The sequence below is a fragment of the Geoglobus ahangari genome, from assembly GCF_001006045.1.
Taxonomy (GTDB): domain Archaea; phylum Halobacteriota; class Archaeoglobi; order Archaeoglobales; family Archaeoglobaceae; genus Geoglobus; species Geoglobus ahangari.
In genome coordinates this window covers 832,600-847,185 of sequence record NZ_CP011267.1, presented here as the reverse complement: position 1 = coordinate 847,185, position 14,586 = coordinate 832,600, and the positions used below count along the sequence as shown (strand labels likewise).

Genomic DNA, 14,586 nt, shown 5'->3' with positions numbered 1-14,586 from the left:
TTTAAAAAGTTAGCGTTTTATCAGGGACTCGAGCATGTCCCCGATGATCGTGCCCACGGCAAAGACCACACCGAAGTAAAGGGCCGCGAAGATCCCGGCGAGTATGCCTGCAACCCCTCCCAGCAGCGGAAGCACGGGCATGGCAAAGGCCGCTGGGATTGTGAAAATGAAGAACGCCAGAGCTATGAGAGCTCCGAAGATTACTCCGACAATCAGTGAGTTCCTGATCAGCCTGAGCCTGTCCTCCCTCCCCGGATTTGCAAAGCCGTACACCAGCCCGAGCAGAAAAACGATGAATGTAAGGCTCATGGAAAGAGTTGGAGGGACTGCTAAAAAACCTAACTCTCGTCCGGATTCATTCTCGTGGCAAGGTAGATGAAGGGTGTGTCGAGGATTGCGACGATGAACTTCATCACGTACGAAGTTATGAAGATCTCCCAGACACCCTGCCACCCGAGATCGGCGAACAGCTGCGGGTTGAATACGACAAAGAACAGCAGCGTGAAGGTGGCGTTGTCTATGAGCTGCGAGACGAGAGTTGAGGCGTTGTTCCTCAGCCAGAGGAACCTACCCTTCGTTTTCTCCTTCCACATGTGGAACGCCCAGACATCGTGAAGCTGGGAGATCAGGTAGGCCGTGAGGCTTGAGACCGTGACGCTTGGCATGAAGCCGAAGATCTGCCTGAGAGCTGGATCGAGAGTGTCCTCTGGAGCGGGAGTGAATGCGAGGGTTATCTGCATTATCACCGTCGTCGCGATCAGAACGAAGAACCCGACGAACACCCCTCTCCTTGCAGCGCTTTTGCCATACTTTTCTGCGAGAATGTCGGTTGCAAGGAATGTTGTTCCGTAGATTATATTGCCCATCGCCGTTATGAGGCCGAAGAACTCAATCATCTTGGCAACCTGCACGTTTGCGAGTATAATCGCCATCCCTATCCACACGTATAGCCCGGCCCTGCCGAAGAGCCTGTACATCAGCGTAATGGCAGCGAAGCTGACGATGAGCAGTATGAACCACAGCACCTCGTTCGAGAGCATGTTCGCATGGAAGGGGAATCTTTATTTAAATTTTGACCACCGGCATCCATGGACTTCCCCCTCTTCGCCCTCACCGTCGTGAGCATATCGCTGAGCGGGGTTCTTGCCCCCGGGCCTTTACTTGCTGTCACAATTGCGGAGGGCAAGAGAAACAGGTTCGCAGGACTTGAAGTTTCGCTCGGACACGCGATGATCGAAATTCCGATAATACTCGCCCTCTACGCCTTCGGGAGGTTTGTGGAGCTCGGAGCATGGAAAAGCGCGATTTCCTTCGCCGGTGGAGTGGTGATGCTGTACTTGGCGTACAGGGAGCTGAGGGGTGGGGGAGGAGAGGTGAAGATGAGGGGCGTGCTTTCTGGCGTGCTGATGAGCGCCCTGAACCCGTATTTCATAATATGGTGGCTAACTGTGGGGCTAACACTCGTGCTGCTCTCAATGGAGTTCGGCATGCTCGGGCTCATCGCCTTCATAATCCTGCACGAGGCCTGCGACTTCGGCTGGCTCGGATTCGTCTCATACTTCTCGGGCAGGCTTTCCGAGCTTGGCGGATTTGAGAGGGTGCTGAGTTACGTGTCGTCAGCGATCCTGATCGTCTTCGGGGCCTACTTCATAGTCACATCAATCAGCACGCTACATTTATATCTCTGAGATCACTTGCTATACCATGGCATTCAGCGAGAAGAACATAACGAGGATTATTGTCAAGGAGGCTGCCAAGGACTGGGAGAAAATCAGCGAGACTGACGTCGTTGTTGTCGGAGCCGGGCCTGCCGGCCTTACCGCAGCCCACTACCTGAGGGACTTCGGCTTCGACGTTGTGGTTTTTGAGAGGAGGCTCAGCTTTGGAGGTGGCATAGGCGGAGGTGGCATGCTCTTCCACAAGATCGTCATAGAGGAGGATGCCAAGGAGATAGCAGAGGAGTTCGGAATGAAGCTTGAGGAGGTTGAAAGCGGACTTTACGCTGTTGATTCAGCAGAGTTCCTCGCAAAGCTCTCATACTACGCTATAGAGAGCGGAGCAAAGGTTATCCTCGGAGTCACGGTTGATGATGTCGTCTTCAGGCCAGACCCGCTGAGGGTTTCGGGAGTGCTCGTTCAGTGGAGTGCGGTTCAAATCTCGGGCCTTCACGTTGATCCGCTCATGATTGAGAGCAAAGCGGTCGTTGATGCCACAGGACATGATGCCGAGGTCATAAGCGTTGCCGCTCGCAAGATACCCGAACTTGACATATTCATTCACGGCGAGAAGTCAGCTTACAGCGAGATGAGCGAGAAGCTGGTTGTGGAGAAGACCGGCAAGGTTGCAGAGGGATTGTACGCAGCTGGCATGGCCGTCTCTGCAGTCCACGGGCTGCCGAGAATGGGGCCGATATTTGGCGGAATGCTGCTTTCAGGGAGAAAGGTGGCTGAGCAGATAATGTTCGACCTGAAGAAATGAAGTGCCAGATCTGCAGAGTAAGAATAGCAAACCAGAGGTGCAGGAGGTGCGGAAAAGCCATATGCCAGAGGTGCCACTTCCACCACGGCCTGTGCGTTGAGTGCAGGAGGTTGCTGAGAGAATAGAGGGCAAAATTCACAGACTCTTTTTTATTCCGGAGATCGGGTTGGCAATCGCATAGCCTGACTCCCGCAGACCTGTGCAGGGTTGTGAAGCAATAATTTAACCCTGATTGGAGACGAGAATTGCGTTCTCGGCTTTTTCATACAGTCTCCTGTCCGCTGTTGCAAGCGGTGCGGCAAGCTTTTCCGAGGCAGCGATGAAAAAGGAATCGTAAGCCGTCAGACCCTTTTCCACGGAAATCCTGAAGGCGGACTCGTAGAGTTCCTCAGAGCTGAGAACCTCACAGACAGAATCTATGAACTCGATGCTCTTCTCAAGCGCAAGTTTAACAAGCTCTCTATTTTCTTTCTCAAAAACAACCTTTTTCCAAGCGACGTTTGTTATCTCTGCCACAGCAAAATCCACGGTGTATATTCTTCCGCTCTCCTCCACAATTTTCTCTGCAACCTCAGCAACCCCCTCCTCCCCGAAGAAGATTGCTGCAATAACACTGGAATCGAACACAACCCTATCTGGCATCTCTATCCTCCCGTATCATCTCCGTAACCCCAGAGCTTTTCATTCTGCTCCTTAGCTCCCTTGCATCTTCAAGCAGTCTCCTCTTTGCCTCCTCTCTAACCCTCTCGATTATCATTCTCCTTATTTCCTCCTGCCAGTTCACATCCTTTATTTTCTCCATAGTTTCTTTCACTTCTTTCGGTATTCGCACACTATATGTTGTTGTAGACATATTAAGTAAACATTAACTCAGAGAATTTAACGTTTACCCCACCCAACTCAGAATCAGCAGGTCGAGAATTCAGCTGTTACAACCAAGCAACCACATTATTCTTTTAGATCCAGATACGATTTAATCACAATGGCTTAGCCCAGCCCCAGATCAAGCAGCATCATGACCGCAAACCCTGCTATCGCGCACATCGTGGCAACGTCCTCGTTTCCGTGGCTCTCGGCCTCGGGTATCACGTCCTCAATCACCACGTAGATCATCGCCCCGGCAGCAAATGAGAGGGCGTAGGGGAGGATCGGCGAGATGTGGGTGACAGCATAAGCTCCGAACACCGCGAATACCGGCTCAACGACTGCAGAGAGCGTGCCGTACAGGAAGCTCCTCCACCTGCCGTACCCGGCGAACCTCAGGGGCACTGAGATCGCGAATCCCTCGGGTATGTTCTGAATCCCGATTCCGAGTGTGAGGGCAAGCGCCGCGCTCAAAGACTCTCCCCCAAAGGCAACTCCCACCGCCATGCCCTCGGGGATGTTGTGAATCGCAACGGCGAGGGCGAAGAGAGTTAGCTTGCTGAGCCCGCTCTTCGGCCCTTCAGCCTTTCCTGTTTCAAAGTGAACGTGAGGCACAGCAGAGTCTATGAGCTTCAGAAATACCCCTCCAGCGAGGAAGCCGGCAACCGCAGGAAACCAGGGGTGAGGCAGGTGGGAGGAGTGCTCTATGGCCGGCATTAGCAGGGAAAAGAAGCTGGCGGAGATCATTATCCCTGCCGCAAACCCAAGCATGGCGTCGAGCAATTTCTGCGATTCTCCCCTGAAGAACAGTGACGCTGAAGATCCCACGGCCGTGAGGGCGAGGGTGAACATTCCTGCCATCAGCGCGAGGATTACGGGATCCTGCATCACTCTGGAATAGACGAGCTACTTAATAACCCCTCCGGCGAAAGATATTTTCCATCCAGTCCAGAATGCACAGCATAGTTATTTTAAGGGAACTCGAGCTTTCCTACGTGGCATCGAGGTACTTCGACGTGGACTACTCTGAGGACGTTGCCAGAAAGGGGGTTGAGACGGTCAGAAAATTCATGGAGGTGTCTGGGATTGAATGAGGGAATGGCCAAATACTACGAGATGCTCAGAAAAAACGAGGACTTCTTCAGGAACGCCAAAAGGATTGCGGCAGAAATAAAGGAGAGGGCAGAGAAGATTCTCGGAGACTGCGAGGTCTTCATTGTGGGAAGCTACGCGAGGGGAGAACACACTCTCTCATCAGATCTGGACATACTGATCGTCTCCGACAGAATACCCGAGAGGTTCAGCTTTGAGTGGTATGTGGAGTTCGTCAGGACGCTCACCGATGATGACAGGATCAACATCCACCCTGTGTGCAGGAAGAAGTTCAGAGATGTCGAGAAAGCCTACACCCCGAGGATAAGGGTTTAGGGTTCTGGAGTATGTGGAAAATTTATTAATTCACCCCGACAATTCCAGCAGGAATGATAGACGAGAACGTTGTCAGGCACGTCGCGAACCTCTCGAAGATTGAGCTGAGGGAGGAAGAGGTGGAGAGGTTTAAGGCTGACTTTGAGAGGATTATCGAGTTCTTCAACCAGCTTGACGAAGTTGATGCTGATGTCGAGCCGACATACCACGTTCTCCCGCTCAAGAACGTTTTCAGAGAGGACGAGCCGAAGAAGGGGCTTGAAAGGGAGAAGGCCCTCATGAACGCCAAGCACAAGGAGGAGGGCTATTTCAAGGGGCCGAGGGTTGTGGAATGATAACGGTAAGGGAGTGGAAGGAGAGGCTGGAAGAGGAGAAGGCCTACGACCTCGTCTCGGAGCTCATAGAGAAAATAGAGAAGAGCAGGCTCAACGCCTACGTAACCGTAACCAAGGAGGAGGCGCTAAAGAAGGCAGAGGAGTACGACAGGGGCAGGAGGGACGGAAGGCTTGCGGGAATTCCAGTTGCAATCAAGGACAACATCTCAACCGAGGGGATAAGAACCACCTGCGGTTCGAGGATGCTCGAGAACTACATCCCGCCCTACGACGCCCACGTTGTGGAGAGGCTGAAGCAGGAGGGGGCGATAATAATCGGAAAGACTAACATGGACGAGTTCGGAATGGGGACTACTACTGAGACATCCTACTTCGGAGTTGTCAGAAACCCCCACGACTTGAAGAGGGTCGCGGGTGGGAGCAGTGGAGGGAGCGCAGCCGCGATAGCTGGTGACGAGACTGTCCTTTCCCTCGGAACAGATACGGGCGGGAGCATAAGGTGTCCATCGAGCTTCACGGGAGTTTACGGGTTGAAACCGACCTACGGGCTCGTCTCGAGGTTCGGGCTCATAGCCTACGCCAACAGCCTCGAGCAGATAGGCCCGATGGCAGCGTCCATAGACGATCTCGGCTTCCTTCTTGAGATAATAGCCGGCAGGGACGACAGGGACTCGACGAACTCCGGCAGAGAGTTCTCCTACAGGCCGGTGAGCAAGAGGTTCAGGGTAGGAGTGGTGGAGGAGATGCAGGCTAACCCAGAGGTTCAGCAGGTCTTCGAGGAGTTCGTGGAGAGGCTCAGGAAGATTGCTGACGTTGAGACGGTCAGCCTCCCCTCATTGAAGTACGCTCTACCAGCCTACTACGTCATAGCCATGAGCGAGGCATCTTCAAACCTCGCGAGATACGATGGAGTCAGGTACGGCTACGCCCTCGAGAACCTCGACAGCTGGAACCGCTACTTCTCAAGGGTAAGGGCGGAAGGGTTTGGAGCTGAGGTTAAGAGGAGGATCATGATGGGGAGCTATGCTCTCTCAGCAGGGTACTACGGAAAGTACTACCTGAAAGCCCTCAAGGTCAGAACGCTCGTCATAAACGACTTCAGAAGGGCTTTCGAGAAGTTCGACGTGCTAATCTCGCCCACCATGCCCTCAACTGCCTTCAAAATCGGGGAGCTCACAGATCCGGTCACCATGTACAAGGCGGACGTCAATACAACACCCATAAACCTTGCCGGACTTCCAGCGCTCTCAATGCCAGTTAGAGAGCTGGACGGTCTCCCCGTCGGGCTGCAGGTTATAGGAAATCACTTCGAGGAGAACACGATTCTGGGGTTTGCGAAGCAGGTAGAGGAGCATGAGGTTTAACGCCGAGGAGTGGAAAAGGAGAGCTGAGAAGGACTTTGAGAAAGCGTGGGTTGAGGGAAGAGAGGTTCTGAGCGACGTTCCCCATTTCAGGAGGTATCCATTCATAGGCTACGAGCTCGGGAAACCCCATCCGGTCTACGAGACGATACAGAGGCTCAGGCAGGCCTACCTGAGGATCGGCTTCAGCGAGGTTGTGAATCCGCTGATAGTCGAGGACGTGCACATAAGGAAGCAGTTCTCCAAAGAAGCGCTTGCAGTTCTCGACAGATGCTTCTACCTCGCCGGGCTTCCGAGGCCGAATGTAGGGATATCTGAAGACAGGATAAGGAAGATTGAGAAAATTATTGGCAAGAACTTCAGCGTGGACGAACTCAGGAAGGTTCTGCACCTGTACAAGAAGGGGGTTATAGACGGAGACGACCTGTCCTCGGAGATAGCCAAAGCCCTGAGCGTTGAGGATCACACGGCGCTGAAGGTGATAGACGAGGTGTTCCCGGAGTTCAAGGAGCTGAGGTCGGAGCCAACGACCCTTACCCTGAGGAGCCACATGACCACGGGGTGGTTCATAACCCTCTCAAGGCTCGCGGACAAATACCCCCTGCCGGTAAAGCTGTTCTCCATAGACAGGTGCTTCAGGAGGGAGCAGGGGGAGGATGCCACGAGGCTCTACACCTACCACTCGGCAAGCTGCGTCATAATGGATGAGGACGTGAGTGTGGAGGATGGAAAGGCCGTTGCAGAGGCTCTGCTCAGACAGTTCGGGTTCGAGAAGTTCAGATTCAAGGAGGACGACAAGAGGAGCAAGTACTACATCCCCGGAACCCAAACTGAGGTGTTCGCATACCATCCGCACCTCGAGAACAACAGGAAGTACAGGGACGGCTGGATAGAGGTGGCGACGTTCGGAATCTACTCCCCCACAGCCCTCGCGGAGTACGACATAGAGTACCCGGTGATGAACCTCGGGCTTGGCGTGGAAAGGCTTGCGATGATCATCCATGACTACTCGGACGTGAGGGAGATGGTCTACGGCTTCAGGCACATCCAGCTGAGCGACGTGGACATAGCAAGGAAGATCGAGATGAGGGAGGTTCCCCTAACGGCCAAAGGCCTCGAAATCGCCAGCGCCATAATAAGAGCGTTCGAGGAGAACGCCTCAGCCCAAGGCCCGTGCGAGTTCCTTGCCTTTAAGGGAGAGGTGTTTGGAAGGGAATTGGAGGTTTACGTTTTTGAGAGGGAAAACGTCAAGCTCTGCGGTCCTGCCTATGCGAACGAGATCGTCGTGCATGACGGAAACATTTACGGAGTTCCGAGGAGCGAGAGGTTCGCCAGATACTTCGAGAACGGCGTAGCGACTGGAGTGAGATACGTGGACTCCTTCTCGTACATGGCCGCGAGGAGGATTGAGGAAGCCCTGATGACGGGACGGGAAGAGGGAGAGGTCAGGGTCAGAGTTGTGGAGGGGCTTTCGGACGTGAACCTCAGGGTGCATGAAAGCCTCATGAACTACCTGATCTCGAATGGAAAGGAAGTGGACGTCCGCGGACCATTATTCCTAGCCGTGAGGTTCAGGGTGAGATGAACCTGAAAAGGCTTGAGGAAGAGCAGATAGAGATAGGAAACAAGGCGATTCTCTCAGATCCGGGGCGGATTGAGTACGTAATAGGAGTGGATCAGGCCTTTTTCAGGGTGGGAAGGGAGGAGTACGTGGTCTCAGCGTCCGTGCTGATGAAGTACCCCGAGATGGAGATTGCTGAGCAGCATCACCTGATTGAAGAGGTGAAGTTTCCCTACATCCCAACGTTCCTCATGTACAGAGAAAGCAAACCCGCGATCAAGGCTGTCAGGGCGGTTATGAGGGAGAACGCGGTCGTGATGGTTGACGGAAGCGGACTCGCCCACCCAAGGAAGTGCGGACTTGCGACATACATAGGCGTGGTTCTCGACATCCCCACAATCGGGATAACGAAGAAGAGGCTGTACGGCGAGGTCAGGGGGGAGGGAGACGTCAGGGAGCTGCATGCACACGGAATGGTCGTGGGATATGAACTGAAAACATGTCGGAGATGCAGGCCCATTTACATCTCTGTCGGCCACAGGTTCACGCCCGAGAAGGCTCTCGAAGTTGTCAGGAACTGCCTCAAGGGATACAAGCTCCCCGAGCCAGTGAGGATTGCGGACAGGCTTTCGAAGGAGATAAAGTCAGAGTATCTCTCCAACCTCGACGCCGCCCTCTAAGGGCATCTCCTCGGCGCTCACAATTACGGCCGTTGCGGGACATCCACCGTCAATCTCCGCCCTCATCCTGAGCCTCCCTCCAGCGATTGAGGCGGCGTATATGCACGCGTTTCTGATTCCATCTCCCTTGACGGGCATTATTGAACTCGCTTTCCCCTCCTTCACCATCTCGGCCAGCCTCCTGAACACCGACAAGTCCGGCGGGTTGTCTCTCAGCAGCTCCTCCCCCCTCATCACCCTGCCGTAGAGAAAGATCTTCTCCCCCCTCTTGGGAATGTTCTTCACCCTCATGTCTCTCACTCCAACAACCACGGCGCTGAAGAAGCTCTGATCAGTCTTGGCGACGTCCTCGCTGTCCGCGAAAACGACCCTCCCGCTGAAGAGCTCGCGGAACCTGCGGTAGAACCGCATGCCGTAGTCCAGCTCGTTCCCCGTTGAGAGCTCCACCGCGAGGGGCTGGATGAACCTGCAGATGCTCTCCACCTCAATCTGATAGGCCATTATCTCCGCAACCCGCTCAACACCAGCTTTCAGCCAGTCCCCCTCCTTCTCCCCGATCCCTCCGTAAACGATGTTGAAAACGGACAGGGAGAGGTTGTTGCCCAAGTCCACGTATATCCCATTCCTCTCCTCGTATATGTCGAGCTTGGGTGAGAAAACGGAGGGCTTGAAGTAAAACCCTATGTTCTCGATTAATGAGATGTAAAGGGTGAGTGCCTGCCTGATCACCTCGCTCCTCGATATGAGGAGCTTCGAGGAGATCTCATCTATCCTCTCGACTATCCTCTCATCGAGCCTCAGATTGACAATCCTCATCGCAACCCTTATACCTCCATGGCATTAAACCCTTTCCAATGGAAATCATCGAGATCGACAGACCTCTTGAGATCGGCGAGGAGATGGAGCTCAAGGTGATTCTGGGGGGAAACGTCATCAGGATATTCTGCACACCCGTCCAGCTTGAGGAACTCGTCACAGGGTTTCTGCTGTCCGAGGGTCTGTCGGCAGAGCCAAAGGTTATAGTCGAGGGGGACGTGGCGGTTGCGATGGTTGACAAGGGGTTCTCGACCTCCATAAACTCCTCGGGGTGTGCTGGCATCTACGTGGACGAACCCCTGCAGAAGCTTGAGCCAAAGGTCAGGTTCAGCCTGAGCTCCGTCAGAGAGTACCTGACCGAGCTGGAGGCAGACTACTACAGGAGGACGAGGGCATACCACACAGCCCTTATCGTGTCTGATGGAAAAATCGCCAAGGGGTACGATGTCGGCAGGCACAACGCAGTCGACAAGGCGATAGGTGCGGCCTACAGGGATGGAGTGGACTTCAGCAGATCATTCCTGATGCTTTCCGGCAGAATAACGGCGGGAATTGCGAAGAAGGCCATCAGGATGGGCATCCCGCTCGTGGTGTCTAAGGCCGCGATACTGAACTCCGCAATAGAGCTCTGCGAGAGGTACGGACTTTCAGCGATCTCATTCGCGAGCGGTATTGCGGTGAATTCCGGGGCGATTGCTACAGACGCCTGAGGAGGACGAACCTCTTCAGGCTCTCCGCAACCTCAAGCTCCACCCCGTCCACGACCAGAACTCCATCCCTGACCTCAACCTCCTTCTCCGGCTCAACTCCAGCCTTTTTCAGCGATCTCGGAGACGCGAACACCACGTACTCCCCATCATCAGCCTCGCTCAGTGTCAGCAGCTCCTCCGCGCAGACCTCGCACACCTCGCAGTTCCTCGCAATTATCGAGCAGAGCCTCGAGATTACCCTCTCATCTGCAACATGCTCGAGTGTGCAGCTGAGCCTGTCAGCTATCTCGCTCTCAACACCCAGAAAGTCCTCGAAGAACCGCTTGAAGACCTTGTAGTTCTTCTTTATCCTTTCAGCCACCTCGAGCCCCTTCCTTGTGAGCACCGCCCCCCTGTACGGCTGGTACTCTATGTAACCCATCTCGCTGAGCTTGTTGAGCATCTCCGTAACGCTGGACGGCTTCACGTTCAGCTTCCCGGCTATGTCCTTCGTCTTCGCCACCTTTCCGGACTTCTGGATGTCGTATATCGTTTCCAGATACTCCTCGACCCTCTCCATCAAAACTCACCGAAGAAGAGGCCTCTCTTCCTCATGATCCTCCTGCTCCCGCAGAAGGGGCAGAAGAGGTTTGGCAGGTGCATGGGGCCACTGTAGCCTGTGGCCTTTACGACTATGAGGTCGAACTCGCTACCGCACCTCGCGCAGTGAAGACCCCTGAGCTCTCTCATTAACTAAGGTTCACTCCTCCTTGATAATACTTTTTCCCTCAGTCAGCGCGAAGTACATCTCCTCGAGTCTCGGAACCTGAGTCTCGATGCTGATCACCTTCCCGCCAGCCTCAGCGACCTCCCTTATCACCCTGTTAACCTCCTCAACGCTGTCGGTGACGAGCTCCCTTTCCACTCCGCTCTCCTCGTAAACCACCACGTACCTCTTCATCGCCTCCCTGAGGTTCTCGAGCTCTCCGAAGTACAGCACCCTGCCGCCCTTTATTATGAGAAGCAGGTCGCAGGCTGCCTCCACGTAATACATGTTGTGGGCCGAGAAGACGACAGTCTTGCCCTCCCTGCTGAGATCCCTTATGAACCTCGTGACGAAGAGCGAGGTCGAGGGATCGAGGCCGCTTGTGGGCTCGTCGTAGATGAGGTAATCGGGATCGTGGACGAGGGTTCTCGCGATAGACAGCTTTCTCTTCATTCCCTTCGAGAACCCACCAACCGGCCTGTCGTCCGGCAGGTTGAGGGAGCTGAGGAGACGGGCAATCCTCTCCTCGGCAACTTCCCTCTCCACACCATAGATCTCCGCGAACACCCTCAGGTATTCAGCGGCGTTCAGGTTGTCGTAGAGAGCGTCGTATTCGGGGAGGTAACCTATCCTCTTCCTGACCTCCTTCAGGCTGTCGAAGAGGTTCTGGCCGTCGTACTCAACAGTCCCGGCGTCAGGCACGAGCAGGCCGGTGAGCATCTTCAGTGTCGTGGACTTCCCCGCCCCGTTCTCCCCTATGATCCCGAGAACATGGCCCCTCTCAACCTCGAAGCTGATCTCGTGAACCGCGACGAAGTCGCCGTAGCTCTTCCTGAGTCCGATAGCCTTAAGCATCGCTCTGGCTTTGGGCAAACAATATATTAACCTTTACCCGACATTCCGTGTGCTTCCGCTGATAAAGGCCGAGTTCAGGAAGTCCGGGAAGAAGTACACGCGGGGATTCAAGCTCCTCCTCGCCGTAATATCCGTTCTCGCCCTGTTAATCTCCTACCTCTCATTCAGCTACGGATTCAACTCAGATGCGGGGATATTCACGTCGGGGAGCGACAGATACGTGATCGAGAACAGGCTCTTCCAGCACGTTATTGTGGAAAAGGAGGAGGGGCTGAACCTCCTCAGGGAGGGGAAGATAGACGTTTTCCTGACCGGCCTGAGCATCGTCGTCACAGACACGCTCAAGTCCAGCGCTGCCGGAGAGGAGATGAAGAACTACATAAAGGGAGAGTTCGAGAGGTGGATGTACGAGAAGTACGGGATGTACGCATTTCCAGTGATGATCAGGGCAGAGTATCTTAAGAGGGAGATAGCACCCTCATTCACCCCCCAGCCCGTGAGCGAGGAGAGGATCAGGCAGATAAGCGAGCAGGTCAGGGAGAGGGAAGGGAGAGAGGAAAACGTTCAGGAAAAGGTGGAGGAGAGCGTCATAAAGAGCGTTCAGGGGGGTGAGGAGAGTCCGGTTACGCTGAAGAGGGTTAAAACGGAGTACTCGACTCCCGACAGCTTCTCCCCTCCGTCCCTCATATCCAAGATGGTGGTTGCGTTCCTCTTCATAATCCCGTCGTTCTTCGTCATGCAGGTCTTCTCCTCCTCCCTCGCAGAGGACGTGAGGATGAGGAGGATGGAGGTTCTGCTCTCGACCCCCCTCACTCAGGAGGGCATACTGTTCCAGAAGATGCTGCCGTACCTGCTGCTCGCGTTCCTCATTACGGCCATCCCATCGCTGATCTTCGGAGTGAACGGTGTCCTCTACATGGCCTCACCCCTCCTGCTGCTCTTCACAGCCCAGGCATTCATAGCCGTGAACTCCAGATCCTACAGAGAACTGACGTTTCTGATTCTCGTAACGAACCTGCTGGTCATGGTCTACCTCGTCCTACCTTCGGTGTTCTCTGGCCTGCCGCTCTCAGATGTCTCGCCCGTGACGTTCCTGCTCCGGAGTCTGTCCGGAGAGGAGGTTTCCATTACAGACCTCGCGTTCTCATCCATCCCGCTCGCCACAATCTCCGCCACACTATTCTACTTGACCGCAAGGTCGCTCAAGATAGAGAACCTCTACAGCCCCACATCACCGCTCGAGAGGTTCGTGAAAACTCTAACTGAAAGTGCGTCCACAGACCTGAGAGCTTTCGTTATGGCCATGGCGTCAGTCTTCATCGCCCTCTTCCTCGAGTTCTTCCTCCTGTTCTTCGGGCTCTCCGTGCCTCTCGTGACGTCCTACGCCGTGATCATGCTTGGGGTTGCTGTGATCGAGGAGTTCCTGAAGTCCAGCCTCATCTACCCGGTGAAAAGTGTCAGGAGAGCCATTACCGTTGCCCTCGGGTTTTTCGTGGCTGAGAAGGGGCTGCTGTTGAGCGTCTTCAAGGACTACAGCATCGTCCTGCCTGGAGAGCTCTTCATCTTCCCGCTCCTCCTCCACGTCACAAGCTCTCTCACCTTCGCAATCGTTTCGAGGAGAGACTGGAGGCTCGGCTACCTCGCTGCGGTGGCCATACACTTCGCGTACAACTACGGGACGGTGGTGATGCTGTGAGGTCAATGATCCTGAAGGATCTCAGGCTGATAGGAAGGGAGAGGACGATAATGTCTGCGATGGCCATACTCGTCTTCATAGCCTCCTTCTCGTCCATAATCACCTTCGGCCTGCTCGTGCTCTACAAGCCAGACTTCGTGACGGTCTCTGGGGTGGAGATAGGCATCGCCGGAGACTGCCCCATCCTGAAGACCGTCGCTGACGGGAAAAATTACAGGACCCTCGACGATGCGCTGAAGGACTTCTACGCGGGCGAGATAGGCGCGATAATTTACCTGCCAAACGAGAACCTCTCTGCAACGAACTTCGTCACCGTGTTCCTGCCAAAGGATGAGATCACTGGCATAGTGGCGAGCTCGAAGGTAAAGGACACGCTCAAGGACTACCAGCGGAAGATGAGGGAGATCCGCGGGCTTCCGGGTGACGACGGGTTCAGGTTCGTCAGCCCGGACTTCAGGAGGGTGGAGGTGAAGGAGGGGTCTTCAATAACATTCAGGTTCATATACGCCGTCCTCATACCCCTGCTCGTGATCACGACCGCCATAATCTCCGGCGGGCTCGTAGTTGACCTGATCAGCGAGGAGCACGAGACGAGGACGCTTGAAGTCGTGCTCTCCACGCCTATGTCCTTCACGGAGTTCATCTCCGCCAAGGTGGTTGTCAGCCTCACAGTCTCGGCCACGCTAACGCTCGTGTGGATGATCCTGCTCTGGGTGAACATCGGGCTCAGCAACCCCCTGCTCATACTGCTCCCCTCCCTCTCGTTCTCCATGATCTTCGCGTCGCTCGGAGTGGCCGTTACCTCGATCCTGAAGGACAGGGAGAGGAGTCAGCTCGTGTTCTCACTTATTGCCATCTCCTTAGTCACAGCATCCTTCACCACTCCGTCGATGATGGCTGGAGTAGTCGCGAGGGTTTCTGCAGGAAGTCAGTTCTCCGCGATTGAGTTCCTTGCATACCCCATCATAGGCTCTGTCCTCTGTGCAGCCTCAGTCCTTCTCTCTGAAAAGCTATACTTCTGGAGGTCGCATCAGGGTTAAATACAATGAAGGCGAAG

Annotated in this window: 21 protein-coding genes; 12 read left to right on the top strand and 9 right to left on the bottom strand. The window is 54.6% G+C overall.

The genetic code is table 11. From position 1 onward, the window contains the following. Nucleotides 1–9: 9 nt before the first annotated feature. Both GAH_RS04990 and GAH_RS04985 read right to left on the bottom strand, forming a co-directional pair. Complete coding sequence (locus GAH_RS04990; protein ID WP_048095051.1) at nucleotides 10–309, bottom strand: hypothetical protein; 300 nt, start codon at nucleotides 307–309, stop codon at nucleotides 10–12. Between the two features lie 29 nt (nucleotides 310–338). Beyond that, complete coding sequence (locus GAH_RS04985; RefSeq protein WP_048095049.1) at nucleotides 339–1,040, bottom strand: queuosine precursor transporter; 702 nt, start codon at nucleotides 1,038–1,040, stop codon at nucleotides 339–341. A 48-nt stretch (nucleotides 1,041–1,088) separates the two neighbouring features. On the opposite strand from GAH_RS04985, the gene GAH_RS04980 reads away from it, so the two are divergent. The 3 genes from GAH_RS04980 to GAH_RS11025 are packed head-to-tail and all read left to right on the top strand — an operon-like array spanning nucleotide 1,089 to nucleotide 2,603. Then, on the top strand, nucleotides 1,089–1,688 hold the full coding sequence (locus GAH_RS04980; RefSeq protein ID WP_048095048.1) for a LysE family transporter: 600 nt from the start codon (nucleotides 1,089–1,091) through the stop codon (nucleotides 1,686–1,688). 16 nt (nucleotides 1,689–1,704) lie between these two features. After that, entirely contained in the window at nucleotides 1,705–2,478 is a 774-nt protein-coding gene (locus GAH_RS04975) for a sulfide-dependent adenosine diphosphate thiazole synthase (RefSeq protein WP_048095046.1), read from the top strand. Continuing rightward, on the top strand, nucleotides 2,475–2,603 hold the full coding sequence (locus tag GAH_RS11025) for a hypothetical protein (RefSeq protein WP_281173940.1): 129 nt from the start codon (nucleotides 2,475–2,477) through the stop codon (nucleotides 2,601–2,603). The genes GAH_RS04975 and GAH_RS11025 overlap by 4 nt, the downstream gene beginning before the upstream one ends. A gap of 97 nt (nucleotides 2,604–2,700) precedes the next feature. On the opposite strand, the gene GAH_RS04970 is transcribed toward GAH_RS11025, so the two are convergent. The 3 genes from GAH_RS04970 to GAH_RS04960 all read right to left on the bottom strand — a co-directional run bounded on the left by GAH_RS04970 (nucleotide 2,701) and on the right by GAH_RS04960 (nucleotide 4,230). Then, nucleotides 2,701–3,120 (bottom strand): type II toxin-antitoxin system VapC family toxin, encoded by a 420-nt coding sequence (locus GAH_RS04970; RefSeq protein ID WP_048095045.1) that lies wholly within the window; start codon nucleotides 3,118–3,120, stop codon nucleotides 2,701–2,703. Further along, the gene (locus tag GAH_RS10785; protein WP_218915484.1) at nucleotides 3,110–3,280 is read right to left on the bottom strand and encodes a hypothetical protein; all 171 of its coding nucleotides are present in this window, start codon (nucleotides 3,278–3,280) and stop codon (nucleotides 3,110–3,112) included. Before GAH_RS10785 ends, GAH_RS04970 begins: the two co-directional genes overlap by 11 nt. A 185-nt stretch (nucleotides 3,281–3,465) precedes the next feature. Continuing rightward, nucleotides 3,466–4,230 carry a ZIP family metal transporter gene (locus GAH_RS04960; protein ID WP_048095042.1) on the bottom strand — a complete coding sequence of 255 codons (765 nt, stop codon included), beginning with the start codon at nucleotides 4,228–4,230 and terminating at the stop codon, nucleotides 3,466–3,468. A 65-nt stretch (nucleotides 4,231–4,295) separates the two neighbouring features. Between GAH_RS04960 and GAH_RS10685 the strand changes: the two genes are divergently transcribed. Genes GAH_RS10685 through GAH_RS04935 form a run of 6 tightly spaced genes read left to right on the top strand, consistent with a single transcriptional unit; the run spans nucleotide 4,296 to nucleotide 8,707 of the window. Then, nucleotides 4,296–4,436 carry a HEPN domain-containing protein gene (locus GAH_RS10685; protein WP_156967395.1) on the top strand — a complete coding sequence of 47 codons (141 nt, stop codon included), beginning with the start codon at nucleotides 4,296–4,298 and terminating at the stop codon, nucleotides 4,434–4,436. Beyond that, the gene (locus GAH_RS04955) at nucleotides 4,429–4,770 is read left to right on the top strand and encodes a nucleotidyltransferase domain-containing protein (protein WP_245604094.1); all 342 of its coding nucleotides are present in this window, start codon (nucleotides 4,429–4,431) and stop codon (nucleotides 4,768–4,770) included. Before GAH_RS10685 ends, GAH_RS04955 begins: the two co-directional genes overlap by 8 nt. Before the next feature lie 53 nt (nucleotides 4,771–4,823). After that, a complete protein-coding gene (gene gatC / locus GAH_RS04950; protein ID WP_048095039.1) occupies nucleotides 4,824–5,105 on the top strand; it encodes an Asp-tRNA(Asn)/Glu-tRNA(Gln) amidotransferase subunit GatC in 282 nt (93 codons plus the stop codon). Continuing rightward, a complete protein-coding gene (gatA, locus tag GAH_RS04945; protein WP_048095037.1) occupies nucleotides 5,102–6,469 on the top strand; it encodes an Asp-tRNA(Asn)/Glu-tRNA(Gln) amidotransferase subunit GatA in 1,368 nt (455 codons plus the stop codon). The genes gatC and gatA overlap by 4 nt, the downstream gene beginning before the upstream one ends. Next, the gene (sepS, locus tag GAH_RS04940) at nucleotides 6,459–8,051 is read left to right on the top strand and encodes an O-phosphoserine--tRNA ligase (protein WP_048095036.1); all 1,593 of its coding nucleotides are present in this window, start codon (nucleotides 6,459–6,461) and stop codon (nucleotides 8,049–8,051) included. The genes gatA and sepS overlap by 11 nt, the downstream gene beginning before the upstream one ends. Beyond that, nucleotides 8,048–8,707, top strand: coding sequence for an endonuclease V (locus tag GAH_RS04935; protein ID WP_048095035.1), 660 nt, complete (start codon nucleotides 8,048–8,050; stop codon nucleotides 8,705–8,707). The genes sepS and GAH_RS04935 overlap by 4 nt, the downstream gene beginning before the upstream one ends. On the opposite strand, the gene GAH_RS04930 is transcribed toward GAH_RS04935, so the two are convergent. Continuing rightward, on the bottom strand, nucleotides 8,672–9,523 hold the full coding sequence (locus GAH_RS04930; protein ID WP_048095034.1) for a ribbon-helix-helix domain-containing protein: 852 nt from the start codon (nucleotides 9,521–9,523) through the stop codon (nucleotides 8,672–8,674). The two genes, GAH_RS04935 and GAH_RS04930, sit on opposite strands and share 36 nt — an antisense overlap. A gap of 38 nt (nucleotides 9,524–9,561) precedes the next feature. Between GAH_RS04930 and fdhD the strand changes: the two genes are divergently transcribed. After that, on the top strand, nucleotides 9,562–10,233 hold the full coding sequence (gene fdhD / locus GAH_RS04925; RefSeq protein ID WP_048095033.1) for a formate dehydrogenase accessory sulfurtransferase FdhD: 672 nt from the start codon (nucleotides 9,562–9,564) through the stop codon (nucleotides 10,231–10,233). On the opposite strand, the gene GAH_RS04920 is transcribed toward fdhD, so the two are convergent. The 3 genes from GAH_RS04920 to GAH_RS04915 are packed head-to-tail and all read right to left on the bottom strand — an operon-like array spanning nucleotide 10,220 to nucleotide 11,833. After that, the gene (locus tag GAH_RS04920) at nucleotides 10,220–10,792 is read right to left on the bottom strand and encodes a metal-dependent transcriptional regulator (protein ID WP_048095031.1); all 573 of its coding nucleotides are present in this window, start codon (nucleotides 10,790–10,792) and stop codon (nucleotides 10,220–10,222) included. The genes fdhD and GAH_RS04920 overlap by 14 nt on opposite strands. Continuing rightward, nucleotides 10,792–10,962: an SIR2 family protein gene (locus tag GAH_RS10780; RefSeq protein WP_169745340.1), complete on the bottom strand. Its 171-nt coding sequence runs from the start codon at nucleotides 10,960–10,962 to the stop codon at nucleotides 10,792–10,794. The genes GAH_RS04920 and GAH_RS10780 overlap by 1 nt, the downstream gene beginning before the upstream one ends. A 10-nt stretch (nucleotides 10,963–10,972) precedes the next feature. Continuing rightward, nucleotides 10,973–11,833 (bottom strand): ABC transporter ATP-binding protein, encoded by an 861-nt coding sequence (locus GAH_RS04915; protein WP_048095030.1) that lies wholly within the window; start codon nucleotides 11,831–11,833, stop codon nucleotides 10,973–10,975. Nucleotides 11,834–11,882: 49 nt separating this feature from the next. Here GAH_RS04915 and GAH_RS04910 point away from each other — a divergent pair, with 49 nt between their 5' ends. Together GAH_RS04910 and GAH_RS04905 are read left to right on the top strand one after the other, a co-directional pair. Next, nucleotides 11,883–13,529, top strand: a complete 1,647-nt coding sequence (locus GAH_RS04910; protein WP_048095029.1) for an ABC transporter permease family protein — start codon at nucleotides 11,883–11,885, stop codon at nucleotides 13,527–13,529. Between the two features lie 5 nt (nucleotides 13,530–13,534). Then, nucleotides 13,535–14,569, top strand: a complete 1,035-nt coding sequence (locus GAH_RS04905; RefSeq protein WP_245604103.1) for an ABC transporter permease — start codon at nucleotides 13,535–13,537, stop codon at nucleotides 14,567–14,569. The last annotated feature ends 17 nt before the right edge of the window (nucleotides 14,570–14,586 follow it).

What these genes read in the sequence shown, in the direction of transcription:
- GAH_RS10780 (WP_169745340.1), bottom strand. Translation starts at nt 10,962, where the DNA reads ATGAGAGAGCTCAGGGGTCTTCACTGCGCGAGGTGCGGTAGCGAGTTC.
- GAH_RS04935 (WP_048095035.1), top strand. Translation starts at nt 8,048, where the DNA reads ATGAACCTGAAAAGGCTTGAGGAAGAGCAGATAGAGATAGGAAACAAG.
- GAH_RS04920 (WP_048095031.1), bottom strand. Translation starts at nt 10,792, where the DNA reads ATGGAGAGGGTCGAGGAGTATCTGGAAACGATATACGACATCCAGAAG.
- GAH_RS04960 (WP_048095042.1), bottom strand. Translation starts at nt 4,230, where the DNA reads ATGCAGGATCCCGTAATCCTCGCGCTGATGGCAGGAATGTTCACCCTC.
- GAH_RS11025 (WP_281173940.1), top strand. Translation starts at nt 2,475, where the DNA reads ATGAAGTGCCAGATCTGCAGAGTAAGAATAGCAAACCAGAGGTGCAGG.
- GAH_RS10685 (WP_156967395.1), top strand. Translation starts at nt 4,296, where the DNA reads ATGCACAGCATAGTTATTTTAAGGGAACTCGAGCTTTCCTACGTGGCA.
- GAH_RS04930 (WP_048095034.1), bottom strand. Translation starts at nt 9,523, where the DNA reads ATGAGGATTGTCAATCTGAGGCTCGATGAGAGGATAGTCGAGAGGATA.
- GAH_RS04905 (WP_245604103.1), top strand. Translation starts at nt 13,535, where the DNA reads ATGATCCTGAAGGATCTCAGGCTGATAGGAAGGGAGAGGACGATAATG.
- GAH_RS04970 (WP_048095045.1), bottom strand. Translation starts at nt 3,120, where the DNA reads ATGCCAGATAGGGTTGTGTTCGATTCCAGTGTTATTGCAGCAATCTTC.
- GAH_RS04990 (WP_048095051.1), bottom strand. Translation starts at nt 309, where the DNA reads ATGAGCCTTACATTCATCGTTTTTCTGCTCGGGCTGGTGTACGGCTTT.
- gatA (WP_048095037.1), top strand. Translation starts at nt 5,102, where the DNA reads ATGATAACGGTAAGGGAGTGGAAGGAGAGGCTGGAAGAGGAGAAGGCC.
- GAH_RS10785 (WP_218915484.1), bottom strand. Translation starts at nt 3,280, where the DNA reads ATGGAGAAAATAAAGGATGTGAACTGGCAGGAGGAAATAAGGAGAATG.
- sepS (WP_048095036.1), top strand. Translation starts at nt 6,459, where the DNA reads ATGAGGTTTAACGCCGAGGAGTGGAAAAGGAGAGCTGAGAAGGACTTT.
- GAH_RS04980 (WP_048095048.1), top strand. Translation starts at nt 1,089, where the DNA reads ATGGACTTCCCCCTCTTCGCCCTCACCGTCGTGAGCATATCGCTGAGC.
- fdhD (WP_048095033.1), top strand. Translation starts at nt 9,562, where the DNA reads ATGGAAATCATCGAGATCGACAGACCTCTTGAGATCGGCGAGGAGATG.
- gatC (WP_048095039.1), top strand. Translation starts at nt 4,824, where the DNA reads ATGATAGACGAGAACGTTGTCAGGCACGTCGCGAACCTCTCGAAGATT.
- GAH_RS04985 (WP_048095049.1), bottom strand. Translation starts at nt 1,040, where the DNA reads ATGCTCTCGAACGAGGTGCTGTGGTTCATACTGCTCATCGTCAGCTTC.
- GAH_RS04975 (WP_048095046.1), top strand. Translation starts at nt 1,705, where the DNA reads ATGGCATTCAGCGAGAAGAACATAACGAGGATTATTGTCAAGGAGGCT.
- GAH_RS04915 (WP_048095030.1), bottom strand. Translation starts at nt 11,833, where the DNA reads ATGCTTAAGGCTATCGGACTCAGGAAGAGCTACGGCGACTTCGTCGCG.